The sequence below is a fragment of the Paenibacillus sp. FSL R5-0766 genome, assembly GCF_037971845.1.
Lineage (GTDB): Bacteria > Bacillota > Bacilli > Paenibacillales > Paenibacillaceae > Paenibacillus.
In genome coordinates this window covers 3,094,847-3,116,360 of sequence record NZ_CP150227.1, presented here as the reverse complement: position 1 = coordinate 3,116,360, position 21,514 = coordinate 3,094,847, and the positions used below count along the sequence as shown (strand labels likewise).

The following is a 21,514-nucleotide window of genomic DNA, read 5'->3' as shown; positions in this document are numbered from 1 at the left end:
TCATGGCCATGGATACCCTGCATACACACTTTATAAGGCTCGCCGGGGCGGAACAACTTTCATTCAAACTTCATGAACCTGTAGCGGTAACGATTGACAGCCTGTCCGCTGCCTTGTGCTGCACCCCTCGCAATGTGAAATTCATTCTCAGAAAATTGGAGGAACAAGGCTTTATTCATTGGCAGCCTGGGCGTGGTCGTGGACATCATTCGGCGTTAACGATGCTTCGTAGCATGAATGAAGCGCTGGAAGCGAGTTTTACCGAACTTCTAGCTAAAGGCAAAATGAAAGATGCCATTGAACTCATCGGAACCGTTCAGATGGATGATACATTGCGAGAACAGCTCATGCTCTCCCTTCATCAACAGATGGGATTTCATAGCCACGATGAAACTGCCTCTGGTCAGGATATCCTGCGCATCATGAGGTCACGCCAGTTAGGTGATTTGGACCCAGCCTTTGTGTATACTGCATTTGAAACCTACCTATTAAGCCAGGTCTGTAATACGTTGATCACTTATGATGCCAAGACGGAATTATTCCTGCCAGCACTGGCTCACATGTGGGAGTGCAGCGAGGACCATCGCTTATGGACCTTTTATCTCCGAAAAGGTGTACGTTTCCACAACGGCCGTGTCATGACGTCCCGGGATGTGCAAGCGACGTTGCAACGATTGATTGATGTACATAGTCCGTCCATCTGGTTATATCGGGATATTCAACGTTCGGAAGTAGCTGGTGATTACTGCATCAAGTTTGTTCTACATCGTCCTAATCGGTTTTTCTTGCATCTGTTCAGTTGTATTCGGATGACAATCCTGCCCTACGATTACAATGTAGCCAATACATTGATAGGTACCGGTCCTTTTCAGATCTCTGAGCTGAATGAAGATGTGCTGGAGCTTACCGCTTTTGATGCTTACTACGGCATCCGGCCACATCTGGACCAAGTCCATTTCTGGTTTGTGCCTGAGCTGAGTCCAAATGATCGCTATTATGAGCTACCAGGTACAGATCGATTGAGTCTCGCAACAGGCTGTGATCAGACGAACAGCATCAATTATCCGGCGCTAGGTTGTCAGTATATGCTGTTCAATTTTCACAAGGAAGGCATCCATCATCATCCCCTATTTCGACAAGCCCTGCGTATCGTCTATGATTCGGTCGCGCTTGTCCGAGATCTCGGTGGGAATCGGATCACACCGGCCAGCAGCTTTCTGCCGTGGAAAAGTGCAGCCCAAGACTGGACCGTTGCCTCTCTTGAGCATGCTCGTGAATTGCTGTACAACTGTGGGTACCAGGGTGAGACGGTAACATTATCGTATAAACATAATAAGGATGCAGACGTTGCGCAGTGGTTCCAGTGTCGGGCAGCGTCCATCGGTCTGAACATCAGCATGCAGGCCGTTGTGGATTATTTCAACTCAGAGGAAACCACGAACGCGCAATTGATCCTCGCTGAAGAGATACTGGAGGAAGATTGGCAGTACGGCATGATTCACTTTTTCAAAAACCTGTCCAACCATTTTCATATGTGCATGTCTCCTGCATTCCAGTCTCTACTGGATGACAAACTGGATCATTTCGCAACGCTTCATCGGGCAGACCGTACTGTGCTCCTGGATGAAGCTGAAGCCTTGCTACGTGATCACTGCTGGATCTTGCATGGCTGTCACATGAACAAGCAGGCTGAACTGGATCAGAGCATCTTCGGCATGCAGATAGCAGAATTCGGTTATCTGGACATCTCCAAATTGTGGATCAAAAATCCTTAGAGATTTGTGCACAAAAAAGCTGCTAGCCTATTTACGATAAGCTAGCAGCTTTTGCTCATGAATCCATTTTCAGGACACTCAGAGATTATTTTTGATGTAATAGGTCTCCAATGCTTGCATAATAGATTCGATTTTAATCGGTTTGCTGACATACGCATCCATGCCTGCCTTCAAGCATTTATCCATGTCACCTCTTAACGCATTTGCAGTTACCGCAATAATGTATGGACAACTCTCGGGGTGCAAAGCATTTTTAATCGCTTTTGTCGCTTCGAATCCATTAAGCCTTGGCATATGCACATCCATGAAGACAATATCATATGAAGTGTGTTTGACCGCCTCGACTGCCTCAACACCGTCCGCCACACGATCCACGAAGTGCCCTTTTTTCTCAACGATTCTGCTAAGGACGAGTTGATTCACCTCATTGTCTTCTGCAATTAAAATTCGTAAGGCTGATGTTCTGCTCTTCTGCTGCTGTTGATCCAACCTGTTGCTCTCTTCACCGTTATTTAATTTAAATTGGGCGGTAAATATAAATATTGTACCCGGTTCATCCGATTCCTCGATCCAGATCTCACCCTGCATAAGCTCCACCAGTTTCTTGCTAATGGCAAGGCCAAGACCGGTACCTTGAGGTTTGCGGGTCATAGAATTCTCCAGTTGGTAGAAAGGTTCAAATAATTGTTGTTTCCTCTCAGCCGGAATGCCAATGCCCGAATCTTTTACCTGAAAATAAAGCTGCACGTTTTTGCCGCACTGCTCCTTAACTCCCACTTTAACTTCCACGCCGCCTTCTGAAGTGAATTTGACTGCGTTGCCAATGATATTGGTAAGTACCTGTTTAAGACGATAAGCATCACCATACACCGGAGTTGGAATAGCATCTTCTACGCACATACGAACATCCAGCTTCTTTTCACGAGCCAGTGGTTTTACGATCTGCACCGTCTCGGTCACGATTTCTACGAGATCAAAAGGATCATCTACCAGATCGGTTTTGCCTGATTCGATTTTGGAAAAATCAAGTATATCATTAATGATGGCCAGCAAAGAATCTCCACTCTTCTGGATGATTTCGATATATTCCTTCTGTTCCCCGCTAAGTCCAGGAGTATCCAGAAGCAAATCCGTCATCCCAATTACACCATTCATAGGTGTGCGGATTTCATGGCTCATCATCGCCAAAAATTCACTTTTGGCCTTATTCATTCTCTCCGCTGTTTCTTTGGCTACCAGCAGTTTTTTCTGCTCCGTAATATCCTTCGCAATCAGGTAAAACCCGACATTGGATGTATTAATAATAATTGGAGCAAGCGTAGCCAAGACTTCTGTCTCAGATCCATCCGTGTGCCGAACAGCATTGATTTCCTTTTCAGCCATCTCATAATTACTGCCCAGAATCAGAGCCAGATTACTGGCTCCGATAAATCTGCTTATGCTTGTACCAATCATTTCAGCCACGGGACAACCCGTCATTTTCACCGCTACTGGATTTGCATTCATAATATTACCGTCCATGTTAAACGAGATAATGGCGTCATGATTGTATTTCTTAAGCGAAGTGTATCGCTCCACAGATTCCTGCAATTTAAATTCGATACGTTTGCGTTCAGTGATATCCTGAAGTGTTCCGTTCAGCTGAACTGGCTGCTGATATTCATCGAGCGTGATCAGCCCGCGTAAGTGAAGATACTTCTCACTTCCATCAGAACTGATGTGTTTGTATTCAAAATCAAGCGATTTTCCTTGTTTTACCCATTCCATTTGTTCTTGTAAAGAAGCTCTGTCTGCAGCATTCATAACTTTAAAAACATCATTTGCACAGTATGATTTACGGGTGCGTTCAAGTTCAAAAATCTCAAAAATCTGATCGGAAAGTGCGATCTGGTCTTTGACCATATCCCACTCCCAACTGCCAATTAAAGCGATGCGTTCAGCCTCTGCACTGATGTCTTTATGTTTTTTTCGTTCGGATACATCTCGTCCAATCGAAAGAATCTGCTGTCCAAGCTCAGCATCACCAAAGACCTTGTATGTGGTCTCGAACCACAGATAATGTCCCTCTTTATGACGGACCCTGATATTCAACAGATTTCCTTTAGTCAAGTCCATCTGTGAGATCCGTTCCACATCTTGTGGGTGGAAATATGCATCATTATTTTGACCAATCACTTCTTCTGGCGAATAACCCAATAAATGTTGGACTGAGGGAGAGCAGAATCGACAAACGCCCTCCTGATCAGCAATATAGATGATCTCCTGAGCGTGATCTGTAATCAGTTTGAACATCTCTTCACTATGCAGAAGTTTTTGTTCAGACATTTTGCGGTCAGTTATATCAACAATATGGCAAATGAAGTAAAGAGGTTCATCCGTAATTTCGCTACGAACCAATGAAACATGCAATGAAATCCATAAGATGTTACCATTTTTATGGATATAACGCTTTTCATATTGATACTCTTTAGATTTACCTTCGAATAGCTCACAATTATAGATCACATCTTGTGGTGAGTCATCCGGATGCGTAATATCCTGGTAGGTGAGCTTCGTTAATTCCTCATACGTAAAACCCAGCATACAGCAAAATGCGGGGTTCACTTTTCTCCATTCTCCTGTCGGAGCAACGAGTGCAATTCCAATAGGTGCTTGGTTGTATATCTGCTCGAACAATTCGTGATGGTCGACCTTTTGAACCTGCATTGTAAACTCTCCTTTTGGCATATAAACTCATGTTATAAATAGTCGAAAGTTAATTTTAATTGGAAGGAAGTTGTTCCACAAAGGATCGGTTCGTTTTAAAACCACAGTACCAGCTTAGTACCCAAAAATTGAGTTATTGAAACATATCTTTTCAAAAGTTTGGTGTCTACAAAGTCAAACAAGGCCTGGAATCCATCCATATGGAATCCCGACCTTTGTCATCATATATCATTATAAGTCATATGCAGTAAGGCATCGCGAGAAAAATGGATTAGCGCTCGCGGCCAACAAGATAATCCAATAAATGTCTCAAAAATGGAATAGGTTTCGGCATCTCGTTCAATGCATCTGTAGCAAGACAATAATGCTCCCACATCGCTTTCTTCGCGCCTTCATCACCCAGAATAGACACAAAGGTTGAATTGTTGTTCCGCACATCCTGACCTGCAGGTTTCCCAAGAATGAGGTGATTCCCCTCGAAATCCAGCAAGTCGTCCTTGATCTGGAAGGCGATCCCTGCATGATAAGCGAACTTTTTCAGCGCAGCCATCTCCGGTTCCTTCACTTGGGCAAGTATCGCTGGCATGACCAGGGCAGCTTCGAAGGCAATGCCTGTTTTGTAAAAACAGATCATGTTCAACTGCTCCAGCGTCAATGCCTTACCTTTGGAGTTCAGATCCATGGCCTGCCCCATACACATATCCTCTGCTTTTTCAGCCGAATACTGAATGAGTCTGAGCACGGTTGCCGCATTAAAACGATCCAATGAGGATTGCTCTCCAATCGCCTTCTGAATGAGAAACAGACCCGTAAGCTCTGCTGTGGCACTATTGTGCACATGGTGCAGAGTGGAACGTCCACGCCTTGTCGAAGCATTATCCTGCGTTGGCAGATCATCAAAGATCAGGGAAGCGGTATGCATGTACTCTAATGATCTCAGCAGCGGAACGATGGATGATTCATGAAGACCATACTCGCGCACGCCCATAACCCAAGTTAATATCGGACGTAGCCTTTTTCCGTCTCCCTGCAAGCTGTAATTGGCCGCATCGATCAGCGTTTCTTTCATCTCATGAAGGCCACCAGGCTTCGCAATCTGCAACTCCACATTAATCTGTTCGCGAACTGTTCGAATGGTCTGCTTGAACTCGTCTTTCTCCTGCTTGTCTTTTTTCAATTGAAGCACGACCTGATCCCGTAACAATTTATCAAGGAAATCAACGTCATCTGCTTTTCGCACCATCTGTTGAACCAGTTGATTAAATTCAGGCTGCCCGGAGGCAAAGATCGTCATCACTTCATCATATTTTTGCTGTCCCAACCGTTCTTTACAACGCTTCAGCCCGTTGATGGCACGATCCAGTATGACCTCACGGGTCTTGGCATCCGAGTTGTACACATCATGGATTAGATGAGAGATGACTGCCCAATACAATTCATATGGATTAATCAAGTCGGGACGCAAATCTCGATACTTCAAATAGTACGTATACGGAGTTACTGCCCCTTCTTCCATATCGTCAAACATATCGGCAAAATCATCGGCCAACTGATTATATATCCCGTAATAGAACGTCCGCAGATCAAATCCTTCATCCACTGGTGCACTGAGAACAGACCGGACGATTAATCGGGAAGAAGAAGATTTGATAATAATCGGAATGTACAATTCTTCATTCGTATAATTCGCATTGGCTAATTTCTTGTTGCGATCGATCTCCTGAGACTGAAAGAATACATAGGATTGCTCTAAGAACGTGCGCTGTTTCTCTGGATGCTGATAGTCCTTAATGTACTCAAATGCTTCCCGAAGCTCGGAATGTACATATTCGATCACTTCCAGATTGCTACCTTTCCACTCTCCCAGATCAGGTACAACCCCAGTAAGAAGTGCATCACGTATCATCAGGGAATATTGTTCTTTTTCCTGAACAGTCAAAGCTTGAGAATCCAGCAGATCATCCACAAATGGATATGTCAAACCGTACGAATAACCAAGTCGGATCGCCGCATCAAATCTCCGGGCGCGTTCTTCAGGTGGTGTCTGCTCATTCATCTCATCGTCCACATGAAGGACCACGCCGAGAATGATCTTGATGAGCTTCCGTTGCGCCTGCTCTGCATCCAGCTCCTTCGGGATGTTGGATGCTACATTCTTTAATTTGTTCATCACCCAGATGACAGCCGTTTCAATATGTTCCTTCTGTCCCCATCGGTACAACGCAGCCAGACTGATATAATCAGGCTGGCCTTTGCGCCCAGTAGCGGAGCCCATAAAGTATTTTTTGGTATTCTGGACAACGTGCTGAATTCGGGCCTGCGTACCCGGAGAATCAAGGGCTTGCCCCAGATCCCGCATATAAATATAGGAGATACTCCGATCCAGGTAATCCTCCAGCTTTCCTGTAGTATTCAGCCAGTGGATATATCTATGAACATCCCGGGGATCCGGTTTTCTTTTGCTAGGTGATAAAAGAGAAAGCCAGGCAAAACGATGAATATGTTTTTTTTGCCATACATGAATATCTTGGGTAAGTGCTGTTGTATACGTATTATCCATAAGTTGCTTCCTAAGAGAAGTAAAATACTGAGATGCTTTCTGCTCAGCTAGCCGATATCCTGCATCAGCCTGTTCTGTAAGTACGTTATTCATAGGGTGGATACCTCAACTTCTATTAATGTTAAACATGTATCCATGAAAGGAGATGAGGTGCTCCATGGACGAAAACTGAACTCATTTGATGATGTATCTAACGCTTCAGCTCATGTTCATAACCTTTATACGGCGATCCAACCGTTTGGTTACGAAATCGTCACTGTTCATTCCCATATACGTGGTTTTACAGAATGGATGACCAGACTTTAACCGCTGTGATGGCGATAAGTACGATTAATGCATATCGAAGTACCCTCACATTGATCATCGAACTAACCCGTGAACCAAGGGATGCCCCTAGCAGACTGCCGATCACCGTATAGATGATGGGTTCCATCGGAATGTCTCCACCCGTAATTTTCCCTATAACGCCGCCGATTGCGGAGATAAATACAATCGCCAGTGAAGAAGCAATCGTCGTTCGTACGGGGATGTTAAGAATCGTCAGCATGATAGGAATAAGGATAAAGGCACCACCCGCACCAACAATTCCTGATACAATGCCTACTGCAAAAGCAGTGCCTGCTGCAAACCATCGGTTAAACACCAGTGGAGCTGAGGTATCAAGCTTTCCCTTTCCGGGAATCAGCATAAGCACAATCGCCATGATCGCCAGAATGCCATAGATCAGATTAATAACCCTTCCGTCCAGATGACCGGATATGAACCCGCCGATCAGACTGCCAGCAAGAATGCTGGAGCCCATGTATAGCACCAATCCGCGGTGAACGATCGCCCCACCACTTCTACCCGTTTTTACTTTTCTGCGGAATGCAATCACACCGGCAAGTGAAGCAAAAAATACTTGAAACATACTAATCGACGATACCTGATGTGCTGAGAATGGCTCCAGTCCCATCCAGGATGGAACATATAACAGCAGCGGATAATTGATAATGGCCCCACCAATACCCAACAAACCGGAGAAAAATGAACCGACCAGACCCAGTATAAACATGATGACAAAAAGCAGAACATCCATCGGTTATGCGCTTCCTTTCGTGCAATATAAATCTCATCTCGATACCACTTAAAAGTGCTATACAAGGAGAATATTATCCGTTATAATAAAAACCAAGTAAATTAATCCGAAATGAGTGATTAAGCATGTTTAACGTGTTGAAGACTCTTTTTGAAAATAAATGTCCACAGTGCAACGAAAAATTACAAGTTCATAACGATGCGTTATGTTCGACCAAAACCTGTTCTCAATGTCATTACAAAGAAGAGAGTTATGGCTCTCTTGGCGTTCGAATTGTATATGACACCACAAAATGATAAAAAGCTATAGCCTTGTTAATTGTATCACGATCTCTGAATTTTCGGGATAATTCGACAAACTTATTTCCATCTCAAATGCCACGATTACTTTATAACGAAAATACAAAAACGGTGCAAAACGAATAAATCGTTCTGCACCGTTTTTTTTCTGTTTTTTTGAGTTGAGTTCTCTTAATTTTAGAAGGTTACTTATTTGGTTTTGAAGCTGAGGAATCCATCATCTACGGCTACGGTTGTACCGTTCACTGCGCTGGCTGCATCACTGAACAAGAATGTAACCACACTGGCTACTTTCTCCGGTTGAATGAGCTCTCCACGCATATGTTGAGTAGCAAGCGCATCTTTCATGGCTTGGTCATCACCCAGAATCGGTGTCTCGATAAAGCCAGGTGCTACACCAACTACACGAATTCCATGCTCAGCAAGTTCCAATGCACCGGATTTGGACATCATAACAACCGCTGCCTTGGCAGCGTTGTAGTTGAAGCTGCCTACTGCAGCAACACTTCCATAGATCGAAGCTGTATTTACAATAGTACCTTGTACATTTAATTCAACCATTTTTTTCGCACCATAATACATACCGTAGTATACGCTGTGCTGATCTACATCAATGACTCTATGATAGGATTCCGGGTCCATCTCCAGAAATGGCTTCACAAGTCCAATGCCGGCGTTATTGAAAATACCGCTTAATGTACCATATTGCTCTACGGTCCAGTCGATCAGGGCTTTGATCTCGTCCCCTTTGGATACATCCACTTTGTACGCGCCCGCTGTTCCGCCAGCTGCTTCAATCTCTGCCGCAAGCTTCTTCGCTCCGTCTTCATTATAGTCAGCGACAACAATAGTCGCACCTTGATCCGAAAGTTGAAGTGCTGTCTCTTTGCCAATACCACTCGCTCCACCTGTAATAATGATTACTTTTCCATTGTGCTCCGTCATGACTCCGTTCTCCTTTGGCAAAATATATTAAGGTACAGTTAAAAACTTATAGTTAGTAACTATATTTTATTAACTCATATACTTTATCATACGCCTCTGTCCCAACCTTGTCAAACCATAGTTCATCTTCACATAAATATGAGATAAATGTCATATACATCTCCTATTTACATGATATAGTCTAGCTCCTGTGGTATTAAATATGCATCCCGTTTCGGAAAATAAAAAAAGCGAGCATAACGGTAATTCAATCATTCCGATATCTCGCCCTTCTCAAGTATTCGATTCCAAACTGGATTGTCTTAATGTGGTAAGATCAATTCAACTTATTCACCCTGAAGTCCGCTAAGCGGATCTTTCAAATTATTGATGTTGGTGATCAGTTCAGGAATGCCCGTCTTCTCCCAATTTTCTGCCGTAAAACCTTGCTCTGCAATTGTATTCTCAAAATTGTCTACAACTTCTGTTAATTGAGTATTGTAACTAACCAGATTTTCATGAATGCTCTCTCCTATTGCAGGAGCAGTCAACTGAGAAAATTCACTTGCTTCTGCTTGGATCAGATCGATTTTCTCCTGAATCTGCGTTGTAATCTCCGGATTATTCACAGCACTTGATGCGAGCTCTTGCAGATCAGCCCCGGCGTTTGATACCTGTTCTATATAATCAGTAGCCCCACTCACATAATTTAAACTTTGATTGGCTTGTTCCACGACAGAACAGGCTGAAATCAGCAGAATACTTGATGCAATAAGGCCTGTCATCATTAATGTGTGCTTTCTTTTTCTTATAAACATGATCATCTCCCCTTCTCCTAATCGGAATCCTTGTTCCAAGTCCATGATACCTGTTGAGACTGCTTCATTGCAAATGGGTCTGCAGCCAACGTTATTAAGATGTATAATAGTAAAATCACACGGTAAAGGGATGTCATGATTATGCTTCAAGCCTTGAACCAACGCTTGAACCGCATCATGCCACTGATTACCCCAATCAGCATTATTATTGGCGTGTTATGCGGGAGTTTTCTTTCTTCTTATACCTTTTTATCTCCTTGGCTTTTTGCGTTCATGACGTTCGCTGGAAGTATCAGTCTGGGGATACGGGATTTTGTGAACGTGCTGAAGAAGCCGTTCCCCCTGTTTGTATGTCTGTTTATTTTGCATTTGGCGATGCCTCTAATTGCTCTTGGTATGGGTCATCTGGTTTTCCCTACAGATGCGTATACCATAACGGGCCTGGTTCTGGCAGCCGTGATTCCGACAGGAATCAGCAGCTTCATCTGGGTCAGTATCTATCGGGGCAATATCGCACTTACGCTTTCCATCATCCTGATTGATACCATGCTTGCTCCTTTTGTAGTGCCCGGCGTGTTATCCCTGTTAATCGGAACCAGTGTCACACTGGACACAGCAGCCATGATGAGCAGTCTGTTCTGGATGATTGTGGTGCCTTCCCTGCTCGGTATGCTGCTGAATGAGTGGACCAAAGGCGCCATTGTCCCGGTATGGGGACCAAGGTTGAATCCGTTGTCCAAATTGTTCATGGCATCAGTCGTTGCGATTAACGGGTCTGTCGTTGCGCCCTACTTGGCTGATTTCAACTGGAAGTTGGCTGGTCTTGCAGTCATCATTATTTTCCTGGCATCATTCGGTTATGCGCTAAGTTACTTCATCGCCCGATTGTTGGGCTGGAATGAGGCTGATCAGGTCGCTCTGGTGTTCAATGGAGGTATGCGTAATATCAGCGCAGGCGCAGTACTGGCTGTTTCTTATTTTCCGCCACCTGTTGCTGTCCCGGTTGTGCTTGGCATGGTATTTCAACAGATGCTCGCTTCCCTGACAGGTTATCTGCTCGGTCGTCGCTCTCAGCTTCCGCATAAGTCGGATAAGACATCTGCGGCATAACAAAATACTGGAATGTAAAAAAACGCTGACATGATTGTCGGCGTTTTGATTTGTGTTGCTATTATTACTATTATTGCCAAGATACTGCTACGTTTCGTAAACCTAGTAATTTGTTTGTGAAAACATTGCTGTTAGACCTGTAGCTACGATAAGAATGTAGATTTACCAATGCTTGTCCACAATAGAAAAACCATCAACGAGTGATGGTTTTTCATGAAATATCCTGTTCAGAAATCTGATACTGCTCATGATGCATTGATGCTTATTTCGGTTGAATATATCCTTCAGCTTTAAGCAGTTCTGCGATCAGAACCGCACCACCTGCCGCTCCACGGAGCGTGTTGTGGGACAATCCCACGAATTTGTAGTCATAGAGTGAGTCTTCGCGCAGTCTGCCTGTGGAGACACCCATTCCGCGTTCGATGTCACGATCCAGTTTTGTCTGCGGTCTGTTCTCTTCTTCAAAATACGTAATGAATTGTTTTGGCGCACTTGGCAGAGCCAGTTCCTGCGGACGGCCTTTGAACTGCAACCAACGCTCCAAAATTTCGTCTTTACTTGGTTTTTTCTCGAAGTTTACAAACACGGTCGCCAGATGTCCATCCGTTACTGGAACACGAATACATTGGGTTGTAATTAATGGAGCCGATGCTTTGACGATCTCATTATTTTCGATGCTACCCCAGATCCGCAGTGGTTCCTGCTCACTCTTCTCTTCTTCGCCACCGATGTATGGAATGACATTATCAAGCATATCAGGCCAGTCCGTAAAGTTTTTACCTGCTCCGGAGATTGCTTGATACGTGGAAGCAACAACCTGAGTCGGGTTGAACTCACGCAAGGCGTGCAGTGCAGGCACATAGCTCTGAATCGAGCAGTTTGGTTTTACAGCAATAAATCCTGTTTTTGTACCCAGACGTTTGCGTTGAGCTTCAATCACGTCCAGATGTCCCGGGTTAATCTCAGGGATTACCATAGGTACATCTGCTGTCCAGCGGTGAGCGGAGTTGTTGGACACGACAGGTGTGCCTGTTCTAGCATAAGCTTCTTCGAGCGCTTGAATTTCATTCTTTTTCATATCAACCGCACAGAAAATAAAATCAACCTGACTGGCAAAAGCTTCAACTTGGGAAGCATCCTGAACAACGATTTTCTTCACAGCTTCCGGAATAGGAACTGCGAGTTTCCATCTGCCTTGTACGGATTCTTCATATGTTTTACCTGCCGAATTGGCGCTTGCAGAAATAGCTGTTACTTCAAACCATGGATGTTGATCGAGCAGGTCCACAAAACGCTGACCCACCATTCCTGTTCCTCCGACGATACCAACTTTCAATTTTGCTGACATTCAATCATCATTTCCTTTCGGTTTAAGTCATTCTTCTCTTCAAATCAATGTCATAACTCACTAAAAACGTATCATGAAATTGACTTCCTAATTAACACTATTCAGGCAATTCCAAAGCGTGTAGTCACAGCCCCGGAAAAACCAAAAAATCCCATCCCCAAGACAATAGTCTCAGGGACGAGATTGAACTCTCGTGGTACCACCCAGATTCGCTGATATGTCACCATATCCGCCTCTTCAAGTAAAGGAATACAACCATGTTGCTAGCTGTAGACCGTTCATACTCTAGCTCTGTAACAGGAGCTCCTGTCACACCATCCCTTAATGCTAAGTTCCGATGTGCTGCTCTGAGTCTTTATTCAATAAAAAGTTCTTTACTCCTTTTCAGCTACCGGAGCTCTCTTTGAAAGAATGATTTTTATCTACTCGTCTCTTCGTCGCATTTGATATTGCGATTATAATATCAAAATTACCGTGATGAAGTAAACACATTTTTTTAGATCATGGAATTTATATGTTTCCAGCGGAGCTGAACCATTCAATTATCGCAAGAAAAACTTCAGCTACATGCGGTCAATCTTCTGTGATAGCACGTCGATAGACATTTTTATTATAACATACTACAAATAGCTATTTCCTTACTTCTTTTTGGCAACAATCGCATACGTTCCCAGTGGGCTCCCAGGCCCCGAGACATGAAGTGTCTTAAGTAATTTCAGTTCGGAAAGAAGAAGTGTTTTTACTTTGTCCGGGATCGGAAGCAGTTTCAGTTCCACAGGCGCTTCTGCCAGTGTCATTTCGGTTTCCCAGTGACCGTCCTGTAGCTCGGGAGAATAGATCGAAGTCTCTTCCTTAATCTTCCAGCCTGCTGCAGAGACAAGCTCTTGGATATCTTCCGGTGTAAAAAGCGTGCGCACATTGGAGAAGCTGTTCTCCTTGTAACATTCGACCTGAGACTGAATCAGAACGGATAACCAATGTGAGAGCTGGCTCACATCTGTAACTCGTGCATCCCATTCGGCAAAACATAACTGATGTCCCCACACCCTAACCTTGCTAAGAATCTGGGCGAGTTCGTCAAATGATTTCAAGTACCAAGAACAATGGGATAGCACAATCACATCAAACTCATTCTCAGAGAATTGGGCTTGATCACTTAGAATGTCGAAATCATAATCCATTCGAATCCGATCACCCAGTGGAGATCTCCGCAGCTTGGCTGCCGCTTCGCCTACGGTCAGCGGTGTACCATAATCCTCTGGTGCAATATCAACACCATGAACGTACCCGTGCTCCCCCACCAGATGTGCAAGCACGGCCGTTGTATCTCCCTGACCACACCCGATTTCCAGAACCCGGCTACCTTCCTGTATCCCCCAAAAGAGTCCCAGTTTCATCCGATGCTCTGTCTGAATGTATTGAATGGCGGCGTTGTCCTCCACGTCCATATACTTAATAAGGTCCCTGATGATAGATTCATTCATGATTCCTCACTCCTCAAGAGCAACTTGAACTTCTTGCTAATTGTAGCGTTACTGGAATAATTGTACAACACTAGAGTCTATGACAGAACCACGGCACGGAGGAGAACCCGTCCTACAGCAGATCTAAACCTCAGCTATATATCAATTCCTATGCCCACTGGGTTGCAAGCTTCTGAAGATAGGGTGTCAGCATGGGCTGTAATTCCTTGCGCATCAGTCCGATCTCCAAGATCGCCTGAATATATCCGAATTGATCACCAATATCGTAGCGGCGCCCCTCCAGTTCAAGGGCCAACAGTTCCTCCACCTGACTCACTTCTTTCAAGGCATCCGTTAACTGATATTCCCCTCCAGCCCCTCTCTCGATCTGATCCAGAATGGGAAAGATAGAAGGTTTCAATATGTATCGTCCCATTACTGCTGTAAGGGATGGCGCTTCCGCAAGAGAAGGTTTTTCGACCAGATTGGTGACCCGGTGAACCCGGTCCTCTGCACCCTTCGAATCAATGATGCCATATTTGCTCACATTTGCCGCGTCTACCTGACGGACACCAATGATCTGGTTGCCTGTCTTTTCATAGAGATGGACCATCTGTGCAAGTGCAGGCGGATCAGACACCATAATGTCATCTCCCAGCAATACAGCGAAGGCATCATCTCCTACAAATTGCCGTGCACACCCAATGGCATGCCCCAGACCCAGCGGTTCTTTTTGACGAATAAAATGAATATTTGCCATCTCGCTGATGGCCTGCACCTCTTCCAGTAAAGACTGTTTGCCCTTGGCATATAAAGAGTGTTCAAGTTCAACCGATTTATCAAAATGGTCCTCTATGGATTTTTTGTTGCGTCCAGTCACAATGAGGATATTCTCAATGCCTGATTGCACTGCTTCTTCAACAATGTATTGGATGGCCGGTTTGTCTACAATCGGTAACATCTCTTTGGGCTGTGCTTTGGTCGCTGGCAGGAAACGGGTTCCGAGACCCGCTGCCGGAATAACTGCTTTTTTAATTTGCATATCATCATAGACTCCTTTCATATGTTCGTTGTACGAAACACCCAATATCTGCTGGCCATATAGTTCAGAACCATCCCCATCAAGGTCGCCAGGATTTTACTCATCACGAGACTCCAACCCAGCATGTCTTGCAAAGTCATCAGAATGAGAGCGGATATAGCAAGAACGATAAGATTGGTGATTAAAAAATGAACAAGTTTCGCTCTATCGCCGCCCCCTCGTGCCGTATCTCGAAAAGTCCACCTGCCGTTCAGCCAATAACTGTTCGCAACACCGCAGCTGTACGAGATTACTTGTGCCATCAGAACCGGTACACCGACCACTGCAAGCAAAGCAAACACCACTGCATCCACTGCCGTATTTGCAACACCCACAATACCGAACTTAAAGAGTGTCACCAGACGCTTAGTCATGATGAGCAACTCGGGCTGTCAATCGGGATTGTGCTTGCTGGCCCTCGGCATGAACCACATCTCTCACAATGTATAGTGGACGCGCCTTGGTCTCATCATAGATGCGGCCCACGTATTCGCCCAGAATGCCCAGCATGATCAGGATGAATCCGTTAAACATCAGCATGATACTCACAATAGATGGCCATCCCTTAATGGTTGAATCCGTAAAGATGGCCGAAATAATAACCGTTAACATATAGATAAATCCGCCAACCGACAGGATCGCACCTACATAACCTGCGAGTTTGAGCGGTTTATACGAAAATGAAGTAATGCCATCCAGGCTCAGTTTCAACATGCGTTTCAGCGGATATTTTGTTTCGCCTGCCAGACGTTCATCGCGTTCATATTCAATCGCAGTCTGACGGAATCCGACCCAACTGACCAACCCCCGCACAAATCGGTTTTTCTCCGGAAGACGTTTCATCTCATCACATACTTTGCGGTCAATCAGGCGAAAATCTCCGGTGTCTACCGGGATATCCGTATCCGTTGAAGCACGAAGTACACGATAGAACAGACTCGCCGACCATTTCTTAAAGCGAGTTTCCCCACTTCGTCTGGTGCGACGGGCATATACGACTTCATAGCCCTCTTTCCATTTGGCGATCATATCCAGTATCAGTTCGGGAGGGTCCTGCAGATCCGCATCAATAATAACCACCGCATCCCCCACTGCATAATCCATACCAGCTGTTATCGCAATTTGATGTCCGAAGTTACGGGCAAAATCTATCAGCTTCACACTCTCGTCCCAACGGGCGTAATCACGGATCATCTGTGCACTTCGATCCACGCTGCCATCATTAACAAACAACAGTTCATAACTCTCTCCTGTGCTGCCCATGACCTTCTTCAGACGCCGATAAGTCTCCTCGATCACCGCTTCCTCGTTATACATGGGAATAATAATGCTGTATCGGTACGCGTGAGCCATGTTTGTCCCCTCCCTTTTCCCATAGATTTCGTTCGTTTGAGATTTTTCCTATCAAATTGAACTAATGAATATACACTGCACACTTCGATGACAGAACAACCTTCCAATCGCTGTTATCCCCAGATTTTTTTGATTCCCTTTATAAAGGGAAAATCCGGGGATAGCGTATGCTTCCGATGTAGCTTTCTTGCAGAAAGCTTGTAGGCGAACGCTTCGCTTTTTCAGGTTTTTTCTGTCCTCTCCGTTATCGTTGAAATGATAAGTTCAATTTATATAGCTACGATTTCACTTCGTACAAGGTCGTCTGTCCGCCGAATCCAAATCCAGCTCTGTTTCCGGTGTCTCCGTTATCCGTAGATCCGCTGTCGGTGCCTGTCTGCCATTCTGAGGCTGGAATTTCGGTTCCGTGCTCTTTGATCCAATCGCTAATGTCCGAGTTTCCTCCGCGGCCACCCATGCCACCAACCATGAAGTATTTCACTTGCCCGCTCTTGACGAGTTGCTCAAGTTCCTCTGTTGTGTACACCGGGTCTGATCCGGAAAAACCTCCAAGCGTAATGACCGCTGCTTTCTCATCGATAATATAAGGTGCTGCCTGATTATAGTCCGTAGTAGCGAAGAGATACGTTTCGCCTGTATTGTGCTCCTTCAGATAATTCAGTGTGGCTGTATCCACTCCTTCGTTACGGTTGCCCATTCCGCCACGGCCACCCATTGTAGGCATTTCTGTGTCTCCTGCACCGTTACCCATCGGCATGCCCATTCCTGCTCCACCAAACATACCATTGGAACCAGTAGGTCCTGCTGCCGGAATCATGCTGTTGCCACCATAAGTTATTGGGGTGAATGCCCAGTAGATTGGACCAATCAGCATCACTATGAATCCCGCGATAATGAAGCCCTGTTTCCAACGATGTGTGCGATGAAGCATAACGACAAGGATGACCGTGACCAGAATGCCTGCGATCAATTCACTAATGGACCAGCCTGCACCAATCGTATCGTTATACACCTGCATGATATACCAGCCAAACAGGGTCGTCAGTAGCACGGACACCGGAAGCAACCAGGCCAGCCAGCCATTGCGATCACGATATAACTTCCACATCGCTACAAAGCCTGCGCCAGTCAGCGCCGCAATTGGAGGTGCAAGCATAATCAGATAATACTGATGGAAGAAACCTGCCACACTGAAAAAGGCAGCAACGGGAATCAACCATGCCAGCCAGAACAAGGCTTCCTTGTGTTTTTTCGTAATATTTCTCCGTCTTAACCCTGCAAACATGGCAATGCATCCAAGCAATACAACTGGCAGAAGCCAGCTGGCTTGACCTGAAAGTTCCGTCTGGAACAGACGCAAAGGACCTTTCTCCCCTGTACCAAACATTCCTCCCATGCCTCCGCCACCATTACCGCCGAAATTTCTTCCATTTGGCATTTCCATATCATTTGGCATCTGCCCGTTCGGGAAATTGCCATTCGGCTCATTCATGCCGCCCATGGCGTTCAAGCCGTTCGAACCATTCATATTATCGTTATCCGGTGCATTGACATCTTGCCCAGCGCCAGGGACACCACTGTCTGTCTGATTAGGGCCTGAAGACAAGTCTCCTCGATTGCCCCGATTATTTCCCTGTCCCATACCATTTGGCATACCTGCGCTACCTGCAGTATTCTGCTGACCCGTTAGGCGAGCCAGACCATTGTATCCAAAGGCGAGTTCCATGACCGAGTTTGTTTCACTGCTGCCAATATAAGGCCGCTCGTCTTCAGGGATAGAATCCACAGTGACCGCCCAGGATAAGGAAACGACCGCCAGAACCGCCGTGCTGCCGATCAGCAGGATGATCTTCCTTCTCCATTTCGCCTGAAATGCAAGCAGATAGAACAAGTAAAAAGCCGGGAGAATCATGTAGGCTTGAAGCATTTTCATATTAAAGGCTACGCCTATTAACCCAAAGGCAACCAGAATGCGCCAAGTACTGCCTTGTTTGCTGCCTTTGAACAAAAACCATGAACCCAGCAGTAGTGTAAACACCAGCATGCTGTCAATATTGTTGGTCCGACTGACTGCCGCCACGACAGGCACAGTCGCCATCGTAAGTGCCGAGATTCGTGCTGCTGCAAGACCATATGTAGGTTTCACCATGAAATAGATCAGGAGCACCGAACCGATTCCCGCTAATACCTGCGGCAAAATTACGCTCCATCCGTGCAATCCAAAGACATAGGCAAAGGCCGTCTGGATCCAGAAGACAACAGGTGGTTTATCTACAGTGACCGAGCCTGCCGAGTCTAGTGAAGCATAGAAAAAGTTATGGAAGTTGCTGAGCATACTCCCAACGGCAGTCGTATAATAGGAATTGGCATATTGATCGTTCCAGATGCCGTACCCATTCAGAAATGCCGTCAGTAATACAATCGGCAGAAGGACAAGATCCATCCTTCTTTTGGTGTTATTCAATGTTAATCACTCCTTCAAAGTTCTTCATGTCTAGTATTGTGACATGCCAAAATAAAGCTGGGATGAGTGCCCGCTGAATGTTGTCTGAGGATAATTCACAATCCTTTCAGCTAAATTTCAGTTTGGCAAGCGATAATACTACATACAGTCCCTCCGAAGTGAGGGAGAAGTCTAGATGAAACGGGCAGGGAGAGAAAGCACATTATGAAGCTTAGCAGCGGAATTAAAATACTATTGGCTGATGATGAACCACATATTTTGCAATTTCTAGAGCTTGGATTAAGCAATGAGGGCTTTGATGTGCGCACCGCACCGGATGGAGCGGCTGCGCTTGAGTTGGCGCTTGAATTCAAGCCGCATATGGCTATTCTGGATGTCATGATGCCAGAGATGGATGGATTCGAAGTGGTCGAGCGTCTGCGTAAGACCGGTGCCGAGGTTGGCGTGATTATGCTGACAGCGAAGGACGAAGTCGAGAATCGGGTTAAGGGCCTTTGGTTAGGTGCTGACGATTACATGATCAAACCCTTTGCCTTTGATGAGCTGCTCGCCCGGATTCAGGCCAGACTGCGTAATCAATTTCCTTTATTAATAGGAGCCGTCACCCACGGTCCCTTCCGAATTAATGATCAGCGCAAAGAAATCACCTATCAGAATCAGGTTCTGGAGCTATCTCCTACCGAATACGAATTGCTAAAATTCATTGTGCTTAATCATGGGATTGTACTGAGTAAAGCGACCATTCTAAGCCGGGTGTGGGGGTATGATTTTGGCGGGGAAGAAAATATTGTGGAGGTATACGTTCGCTCCTTGCGCGACAAACTCGGGGATAAACAGCATAAACTCATTCGAACACTTCGAGGTGTCGGGTACAGGGTGGATCTCTGATGAACTCGCTACCTAAGAAAAATAAACTTCGTTTAAGACGTCTGCACCAATGGATATGGCCTCGTTCATTACGTTCTCAATTGCTCTCACGTTCACTGTTCGTGCTTGCTGGGTTACTATTGTTAATCGGTATCCTGCAATTCTGGATCATGGAAAGCTTTCTCTACCGGAATCAGGCAAAAACCATGGAAGAACAGCTCATGTCCATGCCCCCGGTTTGGCTCGGAATCCAGTCACGTAGCGGCTCTTCCAACAATCCTTTCGGTGGACAGGCAGGAAACGGTTCTGGTAATCGGGTGTTGTTTATTCCTGACCGTTCACTGGCCCTGTTTGATAACGAAGGTACGTTCGTGGATGTTTTTGGAGAAGATGGTCTGAAAGCCCCTCAACTATCAACCCCTGAATATCAGGACATTACAGATGAGTTGAAAGAACAAAAACACATTCCCTACCGGATCGTCACGGATAGCCAAGGGAATGAGCAATTGATTGTATTCGCTTCACCCGGTCCACGCAATCGTGGCTTACCGATGGTCCAGATGGGTACGGCTACGAAACCACTGAGAGATCTCATTATCAAACAGCTTCTGATCTTCCTCATGTTATCGCTGTTGGCCATGGTAGCCGGTCTGATTCTATACACTAAGGTATTACGCCGGACGCTGGTTCCCCTGTCCAATATGGTGAATAAAGTACAGCAGATCGATGCAGGCAGCCTCGCAGATCGCCTTCCCGTCGTTCAGGGACAAGAGGAAGTGGATCAGCTCGCAGTTTCCTTCAATGGCATGCTTGAAAGGCTGGAGAACTCGTTTGAAGCGGAGCGGGAATCGAAAGAGCAGATGCAGCGTTTCTTGTCCGATGCTTCCCATGAGCTTCGTACCCCGCTCACCTCCATTCACGGCTTCATTGAAGTTCTGCAGCGGGGTGCAGCGACCAATCAAGATCAATTGTATAAAGCATTAGACAGCATGCACGGCGAATCCGTCCGAATTAACAAGCTGGTTGAAGATTTGCTGTTACTAACCAAGCTGGATCAGGCTCCAAAGCAGGAGCGGGAGGTCATTCAGCTAGACAGTCTCCTGCTCGAAATGCAACCACAACTTGCCATGATGGCTCAGCAAAGATCCATTCATCTCGACCTGACGGCTGAGGTACATGTACTGGCTGACCCTTACAAGGTGAAGCAGGTTGTGCTGAATCTGTTCCATAACGCGGTGCAGCACACCGATCCTGAACATGGAGCTATCTCCATAACGTTATATGCCACGCATCATAAGGCTGAATTATCAGTGAAAGATAACGGAACAGGCATTGAACCTGAACATCTGCCCCATATCTTTGAGCGATTTTACCGCACAAGCAGTTCTCGTTCGCGCAAACAAGGTGGCGCAGGTCTCGGTCTCGCCATTACCCGCTCGATTGTGGAGTCGCATAGTGGGAAAATTACCGTACAAAGTCAGGTAGGCTTGGGAACTGACTTTATGATTTTGCTGCCGCTGTCTAAGGCAGATGTCTAAGTTAAGCGTCGGCTCTACGTAAGATAAGTTGGCTATAAGCAGCTCTACGTAAGATCTACTTGATCATTACGCAAGCTCTAGGCAGGCTCTCCAAACGATGCTCATCTTCCATTTTAATTCCGGCTTTTCA

At 45.6% G+C, this 21,514-nt stretch carries 15 protein-coding genes and 1 other annotated feature; of the genes, 4 read left to right on the top strand and 11 right to left on the bottom strand.

All coding sequences use genetic code 11. From position 1 onward, the window contains the following. Positions 1–8 precede the first annotated feature (8 nt). The gene (locus MKY66_RS13595; RefSeq protein ID WP_076211756.1) at positions 9–1,775 is read left to right on the top strand and encodes an ABC transporter substrate-binding protein; all 1,767 of its coding nucleotides are present in this window, start codon (positions 9–11) and stop codon (positions 1,773–1,775) included. 78 nt (positions 1,776–1,853) lie between these two features. Here MKY66_RS13595 and MKY66_RS13590 read toward each other — a convergent pair whose 3' ends face one another. The 5 genes from MKY66_RS13590 to MKY66_RS13570 all read right to left on the bottom strand — a co-directional run bounded on the left by MKY66_RS13590 (position 1,854) and on the right by MKY66_RS13570 (position 10,130). Continuing rightward, entirely contained in the window at positions 1,854–4,481 is a 2,628-nt protein-coding gene (locus MKY66_RS13590) for a PAS domain S-box protein (protein WP_076211754.1), read from the bottom strand. Positions 4,482–4,752: 271 nt separating this feature from the next. After that, positions 4,753–7,134 carry a polyprenyl synthetase family protein gene (locus tag MKY66_RS13585; protein ID WP_076211751.1) on the bottom strand — a complete coding sequence of 794 codons (2,382 nt, stop codon included), beginning with the start codon at positions 7,132–7,134 and terminating at the stop codon, positions 4,753–4,755. 187 nt (positions 7,135–7,321) lie between these two features. Next, entirely contained in the window at positions 7,322–8,119 is a 798-nt protein-coding gene (locus MKY66_RS13580; RefSeq protein WP_076211750.1) for a sulfite exporter TauE/SafE family protein, read from the bottom strand. A gap of 488 nt (positions 8,120–8,607) precedes the next feature. Further along, positions 8,608–9,363 carry an SDR family NAD(P)-dependent oxidoreductase gene (locus tag MKY66_RS13575; protein ID WP_076211740.1) on the bottom strand — a complete coding sequence of 252 codons (756 nt, stop codon included), beginning with the start codon at positions 9,361–9,363 and terminating at the stop codon, positions 8,608–8,610. 326 nt (positions 9,364–9,689) lie between these two features. After that, on the bottom strand, positions 9,690–10,130 hold the full coding sequence (locus MKY66_RS13570) for a DUF6376 family protein (RefSeq protein ID WP_339184736.1): 441 nt from the start codon (positions 10,128–10,130) through the stop codon (positions 9,690–9,692). Between the two features lie 171 nt (positions 10,131–10,301). Here MKY66_RS13570 and MKY66_RS13565 point away from each other — a divergent pair, with 171 nt between their 5' ends. After that, complete coding sequence (locus tag MKY66_RS13565; protein WP_076211736.1) at positions 10,302–11,270, top strand: bile acid:sodium symporter family protein; 969 nt, start codon at positions 10,302–10,304, stop codon at positions 11,268–11,270. 262 nt (positions 11,271–11,532) lie between these two features. Here MKY66_RS13565 and asd read toward each other — a convergent pair whose 3' ends face one another. The 6 genes from asd to MKY66_RS13535 all read right to left on the bottom strand — a co-directional run bounded on the left by asd (position 11,533) and on the right by MKY66_RS13535 (position 18,958). Further along, positions 11,533–12,618 (bottom strand): aspartate-semialdehyde dehydrogenase, encoded by a 1,086-nt coding sequence (gene asd / locus MKY66_RS13560; protein ID WP_017688716.1) that lies wholly within the window; start codon positions 12,616–12,618, stop codon positions 11,533–11,535. Between the two features lie 170 nt (positions 12,619–12,788). Then, positions 12,789–13,065, bottom strand: a binding site (T-box leader). A 191-nt stretch (positions 13,066–13,256) separates the two neighbouring features. Beyond that, complete coding sequence (locus MKY66_RS13555; protein WP_076211734.1) at positions 13,257–14,102, bottom strand: class I SAM-dependent methyltransferase; 846 nt, start codon at positions 14,100–14,102, stop codon at positions 13,257–13,259. Between the two features lie 148 nt (positions 14,103–14,250). After that, the gene (galU, locus tag MKY66_RS13550; protein WP_076211733.1) at positions 14,251–15,123 is read right to left on the bottom strand and encodes a UTP--glucose-1-phosphate uridylyltransferase GalU; all 873 of its coding nucleotides are present in this window, start codon (positions 15,121–15,123) and stop codon (positions 14,251–14,253) included. A gap of 17 nt (positions 15,124–15,140) precedes the next feature. Then, positions 15,141–15,536 (bottom strand): GtrA family protein, encoded by a 396-nt coding sequence (locus MKY66_RS13545; protein WP_076211731.1) that lies wholly within the window; start codon positions 15,534–15,536, stop codon positions 15,141–15,143. After that, complete coding sequence (locus MKY66_RS13540; RefSeq protein WP_076211729.1) at positions 15,529–16,515, bottom strand: glycosyltransferase family 2 protein; 987 nt, start codon at positions 16,513–16,515, stop codon at positions 15,529–15,531. The genes MKY66_RS13545 and MKY66_RS13540 overlap by 8 nt, the downstream gene beginning before the upstream one ends. 277 nt (positions 16,516–16,792) lie before the next feature. After that, positions 16,793–18,958 (bottom strand): glycosyltransferase family 39 protein, encoded by a 2,166-nt coding sequence (locus tag MKY66_RS13535; RefSeq protein WP_256704309.1) that lies wholly within the window; start codon positions 18,956–18,958, stop codon positions 16,793–16,795. Positions 18,959–19,183: 225 nt separating this feature from the next. Here MKY66_RS13535 and MKY66_RS13530 point away from each other — a divergent pair, with 225 nt between their 5' ends. Both MKY66_RS13530 and MKY66_RS13525 read left to right on the top strand, forming a co-directional pair. After that, on the top strand, positions 19,184–19,867 hold the full coding sequence (locus MKY66_RS13530) for a response regulator transcription factor (RefSeq protein ID WP_076214890.1): 684 nt from the start codon (positions 19,184–19,186) through the stop codon (positions 19,865–19,867). Then, positions 19,867–21,384 (top strand): HAMP domain-containing sensor histidine kinase, encoded by a 1,518-nt coding sequence (locus tag MKY66_RS13525; RefSeq protein ID WP_076214887.1) that lies wholly within the window; start codon positions 19,867–19,869, stop codon positions 21,382–21,384. Before MKY66_RS13530 ends, MKY66_RS13525 begins: the two co-directional genes overlap by 1 nt. The last annotated feature ends 130 nt before the right edge of the window (positions 21,385–21,514 follow it).